Below are 12,547 nucleotides of genomic sequence, written 5' to 3'. Positions count from 1 at the left end.
ATAAAAAAGCAGTGCTCGCTCAAAAAGCGGCATCGACATCCCGGAAGGCCCCAGTGGCCAAAAAAACTGTGGCCACAAAAAAAACGGCGGCCGTGAAAAAAGCGGTGGCTGTGAAAAAAGCGGTGGCTGTGAAAAAAGCGGTGGCCGTGAAAAAAGCAGTGGCTGTGAAAAAAGCGGTGGCCGTGAAAAAAGCAGTGGCTGTGAAAAAAGCAGTGGCTGTGAAAAAAGCGGTGGCCGTGAAAAAAGCAGTGGCTGTGAAAAAAGCAGTGGTGGCCCCCAAAACCGCGGTGGCTAGAGCGGCAGCAGGCGCAAAAGGTAAAAAACCTGCCGCGCCCACAAAAACCTTGAAGACGGTCAAATCTGCAGTGAGCCCTCCAGCAGTTGCCGCCAAAACTCCCCGTAAAGCCGGTGCGCTTGCCGTCGACAAAGCGCGCGCAGCCGCCAAGCCCTCTCCAGCAGTCAAGAGCAAAGTGGTGCCGAAGTCGGCAAACCCCAAGATGACCCCTGTATCTGAAACGAAATCCATGAATGTTAAAAAAGTGGCGACAGCAAGGCCTGTGGTTGTCCAAGCTGCTGAGACGGCTGTACCCCGTGCTCCCGATCCATTGGTTCGAGCCACACGGCCTTCTGCACGGCTGGCTCAGATCACGGTGCCCTCTTTGCCCCCGGCGGTAGCCTCCACGGCAGCCAAGGCCAGTTTCATGCCCAGTGCCCCTGTGGCAACGGTCTCGGCGCCTTTTGCACCCATCAAGAAAGACCCCAAGCTGGCCAATAACTGGAAGACCAAGCCCGCTCAAGACTTGACTGACGCAGAAATTCTGGCCATGCCCGATACGGAGTACATGAACAGCCTTCAGTTGGCCTTTTTCCGACGCAAACTGGTTCAGTTGAAGCAGGAAATCCTGAACAGCGCCGGTGCCACCACCGAGCACCTGCGCGAAGACACGGTGGTCGTGCCCGACCCGGCCGACCGCGCCACCATCGAAGAAGAGCACGCACTGGAGTTGCGCACCCGCGACCGAGAGCGTAAGTTGCTCAAGAAGATCGAGCAGTCGATCGGTTTGATCGACGCGGGTGAATACGGTTACTGTGACGAAACCGGCGAGCCCATCGGTGTGGGGCGCCTGTTGGCTCGCCCTACAGCCACCTTGTCTTTGGAAGCCCAGCAACGGCGCGAGTTGAAGCAAAAAATGTTTGGCGATTGAAGCGGCTTGGCCCGATGGGTGCATCCCCAAAACCCCTGCCCAGGGGTTTTTTTACGGTGCGCCCGGCACGGGCGCACTCCTGGAGGTGCAAGTCCTCCCGTAAGTTGATCACAGCGAACGAAGCGAAGCGCAACTGCATGAGGGTGACCGAGTGTGGGAAGGAAGCGTGGAGCGAAACTGCGAGCCGATGAACAAGAACTGCATAGAAGGCGCTGCCAAGCAGGGCGAGCGGGCCGTTTACCGCGAAGCTCTCGTGATCAAGGCGAAGTGGCGTAGATGCAGCGGTTGTGCAGCGAAGGAGTGCGTTCTTACCCGGGGAGATCTCGCCTTGTTTCCGAAAGGAAGACGGCATTGCCGGAGTGAGAAGTCAGCACAGGTCGTAGTAGTGCAAGCCCGAAACCTGAATGGGAGGTGCGGCCAGCACGAAGGACCGAACGAGAGTGAGTGAGCGAGGACAAGAAGATGTCAAAGGCCATGCGTCAGATGCCGGGGCAACCTGGGCGGGCAAGCGTAGCAAGCGGTGAAGCCGCCAGTGATCTTGCCAGCGGCGAAGCCTGCGGCCCGCCTCTTGAGCACCCGCGCACAGGGTCGGCAAAGCAGCTGGCAGGCACTGGTGGTCTGCTGGAGGCGGCGCTGACGAGACAGAACCTGCAGGCCCTTTTACAGGTGCTGCAACCGCTGATCGACCCCACCTTCAGCGACCACAGCCACGGGTTTCGACCGGGCAGGCGTGCACACGATGCGGTCAAGGCCGCACGGGCGTACGTCCAATCGGGCAAACGCGTGGTGGTGGACGTGGACCTGGCCAAGTTCTTTGACCGGGTCAACCACGACATCCTGATCGACAGGCTCAAAAGGCGCATCGACGACGCTGGAGTCATCCGGCTGATTCGGGCTTACTTGAACGCTGGGATCATGGATGGCGGGGTGGTGGTCGATCGCCATCTGGGCACGCCGCAAGGCGGACCGCTCAGTCCGCTGTTGGCCAACGTGCTGCTAGACGAAGTGGGCAAGGCGTTGGAGGCGCGCAGCTACTGCTTCGCGCGCTACGCCGACGACTGCAACGTCTACGTGGGCAGCAAGCAGGCGGGCGAGAGGGTGATGGTCTACCTCAGGAAGCTGTACACGGGCTTGAAGCTTCAGATCAACGAAGCCAAGAGTGCAGTGGCCAGCGCCCTTGGGCGCAAGTTCCTGGGGTATGCGTTGTGGATGGCCAAGGGCAAAGAAGTCAAATGTGCGGTGGCCTACAAGGCACTGGACAACTTCAAGGCTCGCATCCGGCAACTCACGTGCCGCTCGGGCGGGTGCAGCATGGCGCAAGTGGTGGAGAAACTGCGGCCCTACCTGCTGGGCTGGAAGGCGTACTTCGGGATGGCGCAAACAACCAGGGTCTGGCGCGAGCTGGACGAGTGGCTGCGCCACCGACTGCGGGCCATCCAGCTCAAGCACTGGAAACGGCCCAGGGCGATCTATCGGGAATTGAAGGCATTGGGAGCGAAGGAGAATGTGGCGCGGCAAGTGGCGGTGAACAGCCGTCGCTGGTGGCGCAACAGTGACCGGTTGCTCAAGACGGTGCTGACGATTGCGTACTTTGATGGGTTGGGAGTGCCAAGGCTGACATGACCTCAAGCTCTCGAACCGCCCGGTGCGGACCCGCATGCCCGGTGGTGTGGCAGGGGCGGCTGCAATAATTGCGGCCCCCCTATGCCGATTCTGCTTGCGGGCGGGTGCCGCTGAGCACAGCCATTGACTTCGCTTCATTTGCTGATTTCTTTGCAATTGCTTAACGACTTACTTTCAGTGCCGTTCATAAGTGCCTAATTTACAAAGAAATTTTCGTTCAAAACGACTTTAATTTCAGCGCTAAGCCATTGGTTTCATTGAAAAAAATCGATCGACACCTGTTGAGTTGCATTGAATTCCTGATACAGTGCAAAAAAGTGCAATTAAGTGGAGAAAAGTGTCTTCGCTTGTGCATTTCAACAGGAAAAGGTCGCTGCTGTGTTTCAAGGGGCTTCATCGCTGAGTCTGGATGCCAAGGGGCGGTTGTCTGTGCCGACCCGGCACCGTGACGTCCTGAGCGCCACGGCGCAAGGGCAGCTGACGATCACCCGACACCCGCACGGTTGCCTGATGGTGTTTACTCGCCCGGAGTGGGAAAAATTCCGTGAACGCATAGCTCAACTGCCCATGTCGGCCCAGTGGTGGAAGCGCATCTTCTTGGGCAACGCCATGGATGTCGAGATGGACGGCACCGGACGCGTGCTGATTTCGCCCGAATTACGCCAAGCGGCCGGCATTTCCAGAGACACCATGCTGCTGGGCATGGGCAATCACTTTGAGTTGTGGGACAAAGCCACCTACGACGCACAAGAAGCGCAGGCCATACAGGGCGATATGCCCAATGTGTTCAAGGAATTTTCATTCTGAACGCCATGACCGAAGCCGTCCTGTCCCACACCACCGTGCTTTTAAACGAAGCGGTGGACGAACTGCTGCAGGCTCCTGCAGCAGTGGATGGCCATTATGTGGACGCCACTTTTGGCCGTGGTGGCCATTCGCGTCTGATCCTGTCGCGGCTGTCGAAGCAGGGGCGTTTGCTGGCTTTTGACAAAGACCCGGAGGCGATTGCCGAAGCCGGGCGCATCGATGATGTGCGTTTTTCCATCCGGCACGAGGGCTTTTCGCACCTCGGCGAACTGCCCACAGGCAGTGTCGATGGCGTGTTGATGGACTTGGGCATCAGCTCACCTCAAATTGACAGCCCCGAGAGGGGTTTTTCTTTTCGTTTTGAAGGTCCGCTCGACATGCGCATGGACACCACGCGCGGAGAGAGTGTGGCCTGTTGGCTGGCGACGGCCTCGGTAGATCAAATCTCGGAGGTGGTACGTGACTATGGCGAAGAACGGTTTGCTTTTCAGATTGCAAAGGCGCTTGTGGCTCGCCGACAGGAACGGGGCCCAATTTCAAGCACCACCGATTTGGCCCAGCTCGTGGCTGACACGGTCAAAACCCGCGAGCCGGGCCAGAACCCTGCAACGCGGACATTTCAGGCTTTTCGGATTTTCATCAATGCCGAACTTGAAGAGCTCCAACAGGCGCTAGAGGGCTGCTTGCGGGTGCTTGCGCCCGGGGGGCGCTTGGTGGTCATCAGTTTCCACTCTCTGGAAGACCGGATCGTCAAGCAGTTCATGTCCAAGCACGCCAAAGAGGTGGTGGATCGTCGCGTGCCGTTTGCTGAGCCCGTCAAGATGCGATTGAACTTGTGTGGTCGTCGCCGCCCCAGCGAGACTGAGGTGCGCGGCAACCCACGCGCACGCAGTGCCATCATGCGAATGGCCGAGCGTACCGAGGTGCCCGCATGATGCGCTTGAACATGTTCTTGTTGGTGGCCGCGGTGGGCAGTGCCCTGTTGTTAGTGCACAGCCACTATGAATCAAGACGCTTGTTCATGGCGCTGGAGTCAGCCCGCAAGGAAAGTCACCGCATTGAGCTGGATCTGGATCGCATGGAGGTGGAGCGCCGCGCACAAACCACGCCCTTGCGTGTGGAGAAAATTGCCCGTGTGCAGCTGCAGATGCGCAATGTCTCTCCTGCCATCACCCAGTACGTGACCGCAACGGGTGCTGCCAATTCAGCCGTCGCAGCGCAAGACTCAGGTGCAGAGTCTAAACAGGGTGGTACGCCATGAGTCGGGCCCACAGTCGCAGCGTGCAGTTGACTGCCAGCCCATTGCTGGCCAGCAAAACACCCGTATGGCGCAGTAAATTGATTGTGGCTGCGATGGCCTTGGGCTTCACCGGGCTGGTGGGGCGAGCCGCGCATGTGCAGGTCATTGACAACGACTTCTTCATCCGTCAGGGCGAGGTGCGATTTGCAAGAACCTTGACATTGCCGGCCAATCGGGGGCGTGTGCTGGACCGCAACGGTGTGCTGTTGGCCTCCAGCGTGCCAGCACCCAGCATCTGGGCCAACCCGGAGGATTTGGAGCGCGATCCGGTCAAATTGCGTCAGTTGGCCAAGTTGCTGGACATGGCACCGGCCGAGTTGGAAGCCAAGCTCAAGAACGAGGAAAAAACCTTTGTCTGGCTGCGCCGTCAAATGGATGAATCCGTTGTGAAGGACATCCGTGCCCTGAACATCAAAGGGGTCTATGACATCAAGGAATACAAGCGCCTTTACCCGGAGGGTGAGGCTGCAGCGCACATCGTGGGCTTCACCAATGTCGAGGACAAAGGCCAGGAAGGCGTTGAGCTGATCTTCCAAAAGCAGTTGGCCGGTCAGGCGGGTTCTCGCCGGGTGATCAAGGACCGTTTGGGCCGAGTGGTCGAAGTGGTGGGTGAGACCGTGCCACCGGTGGATGGACAAGATCTGCAACTGAGCATTGACAGCAAAGTTCAGTTTTATGCATACCAGACGTTGCGCGATGCTGTGGCTCAGCACAAGGCCAAGGCGGGCAGTGTGGTGGTGCTGGACGCTCAGAGCGGTGAAATTCTGGCTTTGGCCAACTACCCGAGTTATTCCCCCGACAAGCGGGTCAATCTGACGGGTGAGCAGTTGCGCAACCGGGCCTTGACCGACAGCTTTGAGCCTGGCTCCACTATGAAACCCTTCACCGTGGCCTTGGCGTTGCAGCAGGGGCTGGTCAAGCCCGAAACCCCCATTCAGACTGCGCCGGGCCGGATCAACATCACCGGCTCCACCATCTCCGATGTACACCCCTATGGGGTTCTGACGGTCAATGAGGTCATCCAGAAGTCCAGCAACGTGGGCACCGTCAAGATGGCCATGCAGTTGCAGCCCCGCGAGATGTGGGAGATGTTCGCCGATTTGGGCTTTGGTCAAAAACCTCAGTTACCGTTTCCCGGAGTGGTCAGTGGTCGCCTGCGGCCCTACAAAACCTGGCGTCCGGTTGAGCAAGCCACCATGAGTTATGGCTATGGTGTCTCCAGCAGTTTGTTTCAGGTGGCACGCGCCTACACCGTCTTTGCCAGAGACGGTGAAATCGTGCCGGCCACACTCATGAAAACCAACCAGCCAGTGGTAGGCACGCGGGTGTTCAGCCCGGAGCATGCCAAAGCGATGCGTAAGATGCTGCAAATGGCTTCAGGGCCCGGCGGCACCGGTCAGAAAGCCCAGACCATGGGCTATTCGGTCGGTGGCAAATCAGGAACCGCACGCAAGCAAGAGGGCAAGGGATACGCCAGCAAAAAATACCGTGGTTTTTTCGTGGGCATTGCCCCCATTGATCAGCCGCGGATCGTGGTGGCCGTGATGATCGACGAACCCTCGAACGGTGTTTATTACGGCGGCGCTGTGGCAGCTCCGGTGTTCAGTCAGACGGTGCAGCAAACACTGCGTTTGATGGGGGTGCAGCCCGACATGGCGGTCAAACCGCAGATTGTGGCCAAGACGGTTGAGGAGTCGTTTTGATGCAGACCCTGCACAGCGCTTCACAGGCGGTTTCGTGGCTGCGCTCACGGGTGACGGGTGAGCTGCGCACCGACAGCCGCTTGGTGCAGCAGGGCGATGCCTTCATTGCCTGGCCGGGCGCAGCAACCGACGGACGTCGCTACCTCGGGCAAGCCCTGACCCAAGGCGCCAGCGCCTGTCTGATCGAGGAGCAAGGCCATGCGCCTTGGCTGACGTCTTTGGACATCGCTGCCTGGTGCGACAAATTGGCTTGCATGCCTGAGCTCAAGGCGCAAACAGGTGGGCTGGCGGATGTGTATTACAGGAAGCCCAGCCAAGCCTTGCAGGTTCTGGCTGTAACGGGCACCAACGGCAAGACCTCGACCACTTGGTGGTTGGCGCAAGCTCTGTCTTCGCCCGAGTTGGCGCAAAAATGTGGACTGATCGGGACTTTGGGTGTGGGGTGTGTGCCTGATCTGGTGTCGACCGGCATGACCACGCCTGATCCGGTCTTTCTGCAGCAACAATTCCGAGCCATGGCCGATGCGGGCTTGACGCACTGCGCCATTGAGGCGTCCTCGATCGGTTTGGCAGAACACCGCCTCAGTGGCACCCAGATTCGTGTGGCGGTTTTCACCAATTTCACGCAAGACCACCTGGACTACCACGGTGACATGGACCGCTATTGGTTAGCCAAGTCTGCGCTGTTCAACTGGCCTGGTTTGCATGCCGCCGTGATCAATACCGACGACGCCCAGGGTGAGCGCCTGGCCCGGCAGTTGCAGGGTGGCCCGCTGGATCTCTGGACCTGCTCGCGGCGTGGCGCAGCACGCTTGCAAGCCCGCGCTCTGCCCAGTGGCGACGGTCTGGCTTTTGATGTGATCGAAGACGGCCAGGTTCAGACACTGCGCACCGGCTTGATCGGCGACTACAACATTGACAACCTGCTGGGCGTCATGGGGAGTTTGCGTGCATTGGGCGTCGATCTGGCAACGGCCGTCAAGGCTTGTGCGCACTTGACGCCAGTGCCCGGACGCATGCAGCGCGTACAGGCCGGTGCGAGTGATCAGGACTTGCCTCTGGTTGTGGTCGATTACGCACACACACCAGATGCCGTCGCACAGGCCTTGATGTCTTTGCGTTCGCTGGCGGCATTGCGCGGCGGCCGATTGTGGTGTCTGCTCGGCTGCGGCGGTGACCGCGATGCCAACAAGCGCCCCTTGATGGCTGCGGCTGCCGAGGCTGCTGCTGACCATGTGGTGTTGACCAGCGACAACCCCCGCTCTGAATCGCCGCAAGCCATTGTGGCGGCCATGGTGAAGGGGCTTCAGCGACCCCAACAGGTTCGAGTGCAGTTGGACCGTGCCTTGGCCATTTCAGAGGTTCTGAGCCAAGCGGCAGCCCGAGATGTGGTTTTGCTCGCTGGCAAAGGTCACGAGTCGGAACAAGAAATCATGGGCGTTCGGCACCCATTTTCAGACCTTGATCACGCCCGCATGGCCTTGCAACTGCGCCTGCCGCAGCATCAGGAGGCGTCGGCATGAGCAAAATCCATGTCCCCATGAACCTGAAGCTGGCATTGGCTCTGCCTTGGTTGAACAAGGCTCGTGGTGTCAACATCCAGTCCGTGGTGGTGGATCGGGTGCACACCGACAGCCGCAGCTTGCGCCCGGGCGATCTCTTTGTGGCATTGCGCGGTGAGCGGTTTGATGGCAACCAGTTCATGGCCCAGGCCAAGGCATTGGGGGCCGTGGCTGTGGTGTGCGAAGTTTCAGGCGAACCCGATGCCTTGGCCCATGGTTTGCCCGCTGTGGTGGTGCCTGATGCCCGCGTGGCGCTGGGCGAATTGGCAGCAGGCTGGCGCGCACAGTTTGAGCTGCCCTTGATTGCCGTTACCGGTAGCAACGGCAAAACCACCGTGACACAAATGATCGCGGCGATTTTGCGCGTTCTGGCCGGGGAGCATGCCTTGTCGACGCAAGGCAATCTGAACAACGACATTGGCGTGCCGCTGACCTTGCTCAATTTACGCGCCCATCACCGCATCGCCGTGGTCGAGTTGGGCATGAACCACCCTGGCGAAATCGCCTATTTGGCCCGTATGGCCCAGCCCACTGTGGCCTTGGTCAACAACGCGCAGCGTGAGCATCAGGAGTTCATGGGCACGGTGGAGGCGGTGGCCCTGGAAAACGGCGCAGCGCTGGAGGCCTTGCCCAGCCATGGGGTAGCGGTTTACCCCTCGGACGATACCTACACCGCCATCTGGCAAGCACAGTCCGGCCCACGACCTCAGCGTACCTTCGCCATGGGCCATGCCGAAGTACCGAGCGATGTTCGGGCGGCTGTGGTGGTTTGGCAATCGGGGGCTTGGCATTTCACTCTGAAGGCGGCGGAGGGAACGGCACCGGTTCGCTTGCACATTGCGGGGCGCCACAATCTCAAAAATGCTTTGGCCGCCAGTGCGTGTGCTTTGGCGGCAGGGGTCAGTTTGGCGGCTGTTGCACAGGGCCTGCAGGCGTTCGAGCCCGTCAAGGGGCGCTCGCGCGCCATGGTGGTGCACAGCGCAACAGGGCAGATCACCGTGGTGGACGACACCTACAACGCCAACCCCGACTCGGTGCGTGCGGCCATCGATGTGCTGACCGAGTTGCCCTCGCCACGATTGCTGGTCCTCGGCGACATGGGCGAGGTGGGCAATCAAGGCCCCCAATTCCATGCTGAGGTAGGAGCCTATGCCGCCGAATGTGGCATTGAGGCGGTCTACACACTGGGTGATTTGTGCCAGTTTGCGGGGCAGGCGTTCGGTGATGCCCGTCACTTCGCAAACATGGACAGCCTGTTGGCGGCGGTGCAACAAAGCGCTGCGCAATTTCTGAGCATCGTCGTCAAAGGCTCGCGTTTCATGAAGATGGAGCGCGTGATCGAAGCTTTGCAGGCCATGGACGGGGCGGGCTCCGATGCGCATCACAACAAAAAAGGGGAGGCCCATGCTGCTTAGCCTGGCCCAATGGTTGCAAAGTTTGTCACCAGACTGGGGATTTTTGCGCGTCTTTCAATACATCACCTTTCGCGCCGTGATGGCGGCAATGACCGCTTTGCTGATTGGTTTGGCTGCTGGTCCTTGGGTCATTCGACGGTTGACATCGCTCAAAATTGGTCAGCCCATTCGCGGCTATGGCATGGCTTCGCATATGGCCAAAAGCGGCACACCGACCATGGGTGGTGTGCTGATCCTGTTGTCGATCGCCATTTCGACGCTTTTGTGGTTTGACTTGTCCAACCGGTTTGTCTGGATCGTGCTGATTGTGACCCTGGGCTTTGGTGCCATTGGCTGGGTAGACGACTGGCGCAAAGTGGTCAACAAGGACCCCGAAGGCATGCGCTCGCGCGAAAAGTACTTCTGGCAATCGGTCATCGGATTGGTGGCAGCGCTGTATTTGGTGTTCAGCATTTCCGAAAGTTCCAATGAGCGGGTGATGGACTTGTTCGTGCAATGGGTCATGTCCGGTTTTGATGTGAGATTGCCCCCCAATGCAGCTTTGCAAGTGCCCTTCTTCAAGGAAATCAGCTACCCCCTCGGTATTCTGGGGTTTGTGATTCTGACTTACCTGGTGATCGTTGGATCGAGCAATGCCGTGAACTTGACCGATGGTCTCGATGGCTTGGCGATCATGCCAGTGGTGATGGTGGGGTCCGCTCTGGGCGTGTTTGCGTATGTGACCGGCAGTTCCGTCTTTTCCAAATACCTCTTCTTTCCACACATACCGGGTTCTGGAGAATTACTGATTTTCTGTGCTGCCCTCGCTGGCGCAGGTTTGGCCTTTTTGTGGTTCAACACCCACCCTGCCCAAGTCTTCATGGGTGATGTGGGGGCGCTGGCTTTGGGGGCTGCGTTGGGCACCATCGCTGTCATCGTGCGACAGGAGATTGTGCTGGCCATCATGGGAGGTATCTTTGTGGTGGAGGCCTTGTCGGTCATGGCGCAAGTGACTTACTTCAAGTACACCAAGAAAAAATACGGTGAAGGGCGTCGGATTCTGAAAATGGCACCCTTGCACCACCATTTTGAAAAGAGCGGCTGGAAGGAAACGCAAGTCGTTGTGCGTTTCTGGATCATCACCATGCTGCTGTGCCTGGTCGGCTTATCGACCCTGAAGCTGAGGTAAGCATGCAGCTTCACGGTCAACACGTTTTGATTCTCGGTTTGGGTACCACGGGCCTGGCGATGGCCCGCTGGTGCGCGCAAGCCGGGGCCGACGTGACGGTGGCCGACACGCGTGATACCCCGCCGCAGTTGACCACTTTGCAGGCTGAGTGGCCTGCAGTGCGTTTTGTGCCGGGTCCTTTGGTGGCCAGTCTGGTCGAAGGCAGTTCGGTGCGCGCCGTGTTTCGCAGTCCCGGCCTGGCCCCCGAAGTGGTGGCTCCGGTGGTGGATGCCGCCCGTGCCATGGGCTTGTGGCAAGGCGGCGAGCTGAGCCTGTTTGCCGCTTGCATGCAGGACCTCAAAGAACGCTTTGGCTACGCCCCTGAAGTGCTGGCAATCACCGGCACCAACGGCAAGACCACGGTGACCTCGCTCACCGGACAGTTGGTAGCGCGCGCGGGCAAGACCGTCAAAGTGGCGGGTAACATCGGTCCCACGCTGCTCGACACACTGAGTGAAGCCATGACACAAGCCCAGGAACAGGTGGCGCGTGAAGAAGCCAGGCAGGAACTGGCAGAGCGGGTGACCGAAAAGGAAAATGCTGAACAACCGGTTGCGGAACCGGCAGGTGCTGCTGTCCGAGCGACACCCGCAGACCAGGCCGCTGATGCATCGCTCAGCGAAGACACGAAAGATACACCTGTTGATGGGTTGGACGATCAAGACGGGCCGATGTGGCTTGCCCCTGTTGCCCCTGTGGCGGTCCATCCCATGGCGCAGGCTTTGCCGCAAGTGTGGGTACTGGAGTTATCAAGCTTTCAGCTTGACAGCAGCGAGGGTTTTGAGCCAACAGCGGCCACGGTGCTCAACATTTCGCAAGATCACCTCGACTGGCACGGCACGATGGCCGCCTATGTTGCGGCCAAAGCCCGCATTTTTGGTGCACAAGCCTTGATGGTGCTCAACCGTGAAGACCCATTGGTCATGGCCATGCGACCCGAGCCGGTGCGCATCAAGCTGCAAAAGCCGGTGGAGCGTGCCTGCACCTTGTTTGGCGGCGACATGCCACAGCGTCCGGGTGACTTCGGCATCGAGGTCATGAATGGCATGACCTGGCTGGTGCGCGCACTGGAAGCCGACGAGACAAGACGTCGCCGCAAGACCGAGGATGAAGAGCTTCATATTCAACGCCTGATGCCTGCCGATGCCTTGCGCATTCGTGGTCGTCACAACGCAGTCAATGCTTTGGCCGCATTGGCTCTGGCCAGCAATGCTGGATGTGCCTTGGGACCCATGTTGTATGGCTTGCGCGAGTACCGGGGTGAGCCCCATCGGGTAGAGCCGGTGGCCATCATTCATGGGGTTGAATTTTTTGACGACAGCAAGGGCACCAATGTCGGTGCAACGGTCGCTGCCCTCAAGGGTTTGGGAGAAGAGCGACGCGTGGTCTTGATCATGGGGGGAGAAGGCAAAGGACAGGATTTCACACCACTGGCCGAACCTGTGTCCCGTTATGCCCGTGCCGTGGTTTTGATCGGACGGGATGCGCCGCTCATCCAGGCAGTATTGCAGGACCAAGGAGTTCCGCTGTGTGACGCGCCCGACATGCACACGGCAGTGGCCATGGCGGCCGACAAAGCCCAAAACGGAGATGCCGTGTTGATGTCACCCGCCTGTGCGAGCTTCGACATGTTTGACCACTATGTTCACCGGGCGGAAGTGTTTGTGCAGGCAGTGTCCAGCCTGGCCGAGGCAGCAGGTGTGGCCATGGAGGGTGGGCTGTGAG

10 protein-coding genes are annotated in these 12,547 nt (G+C 59.3%); all 10 read left to right on the top strand.

Translation table 11 applies throughout. The annotated features are described in order from the left end of the window. Positions 1–53: 53 nt before the first annotated feature. The 10 genes from dksA to murD all read left to right on the top strand — a co-directional run bounded on the left by dksA (position 54) and on the right by murD (position 12,546). Entirely contained in the window at positions 54–1,205 is a 1,152-nt protein-coding gene (gene dksA / locus HEQ17_RS02480) for an RNA polymerase-binding protein DksA (protein WP_366938010.1), read from the top strand. A 462-nt stretch (positions 1,206–1,667) separates the two neighbouring features. After that, complete coding sequence (locus tag HEQ17_RS02475; RefSeq protein WP_296291112.1) at positions 1,668–2,828, top strand: reverse transcriptase domain-containing protein; 1,161 nt, start codon at positions 1,668–1,670, stop codon at positions 2,826–2,828. A 378-nt stretch (positions 2,829–3,206) separates the two neighbouring features. Further along, positions 3,207–3,635, top strand: coding sequence for a division/cell wall cluster transcriptional repressor MraZ (gene mraZ, locus HEQ17_RS02470; protein ID WP_296291111.1), 429 nt, complete (start codon positions 3,207–3,209; stop codon positions 3,633–3,635). Positions 3,636–3,640: 5 nt separating this feature from the next. After that, positions 3,641–4,570, top strand: a complete 930-nt coding sequence (rsmH, locus tag HEQ17_RS02465) for a 16S rRNA (cytosine(1402)-N(4))-methyltransferase RsmH (RefSeq protein ID WP_296291110.1) — start codon at positions 3,641–3,643, stop codon at positions 4,568–4,570. After that, positions 4,567–4,896 (top strand): cell division protein FtsL, encoded by a 330-nt coding sequence (gene ftsL, locus HEQ17_RS02460; RefSeq protein ID WP_296291109.1) that lies wholly within the window; start codon positions 4,567–4,569, stop codon positions 4,894–4,896. The genes rsmH and ftsL overlap by 4 nt, the downstream gene beginning before the upstream one ends. Beyond that, positions 4,893–6,638, top strand: coding sequence for a penicillin-binding protein 2 (locus HEQ17_RS02455; RefSeq protein WP_296291108.1), 1,746 nt, complete (start codon positions 4,893–4,895; stop codon positions 6,636–6,638). Before ftsL ends, HEQ17_RS02455 begins: the two co-directional genes overlap by 4 nt. Further along, positions 6,638–8,161: a UDP-N-acetylmuramoyl-L-alanyl-D-glutamate--2,6-diaminopimelate ligase gene (locus tag HEQ17_RS02450; RefSeq protein WP_296291107.1), complete on the top strand. Its 1,524-nt coding sequence runs from the start codon at positions 6,638–6,640 to the stop codon at positions 8,159–8,161. Before HEQ17_RS02455 ends, HEQ17_RS02450 begins: the two co-directional genes overlap by 1 nt. Continuing rightward, positions 8,158–9,615 (top strand): UDP-N-acetylmuramoyl-tripeptide--D-alanyl-D-alanine ligase, encoded by a 1,458-nt coding sequence (gene murF / locus HEQ17_RS02445; RefSeq protein WP_296291106.1) that lies wholly within the window; start codon positions 8,158–8,160, stop codon positions 9,613–9,615. The genes HEQ17_RS02450 and murF overlap by 4 nt, the downstream gene beginning before the upstream one ends. Continuing rightward, a complete protein-coding gene (gene mraY, locus HEQ17_RS02440) occupies positions 9,605–10,783 on the top strand; it encodes a phospho-N-acetylmuramoyl-pentapeptide-transferase (RefSeq protein ID WP_296291105.1) in 1,179 nt (392 codons plus the stop codon). Before murF ends, mraY begins: the two co-directional genes overlap by 11 nt. 2 nt (positions 10,784–10,785) lie before the next feature. Further along, positions 10,786–12,546, top strand: a complete 1,761-nt coding sequence (gene murD / locus HEQ17_RS02435) for a UDP-N-acetylmuramoyl-L-alanine--D-glutamate ligase (RefSeq protein WP_296291104.1) — start codon at positions 10,786–10,788, stop codon at positions 12,544–12,546. Position 12,547 lies beyond the last annotated feature (1 nt).

The organism is Limnohabitans sp. (genome assembly GCF_023910625.1).
In the GTDB taxonomy this organism is placed as follows: domain Bacteria; phylum Pseudomonadota; class Gammaproteobacteria; order Burkholderiales; family Burkholderiaceae_C; genus Limnohabitans_A.
Note: the sequence above shows the minus strand (reverse complement) of the source record. Positions and strands in the feature narration are given on the sequence as shown.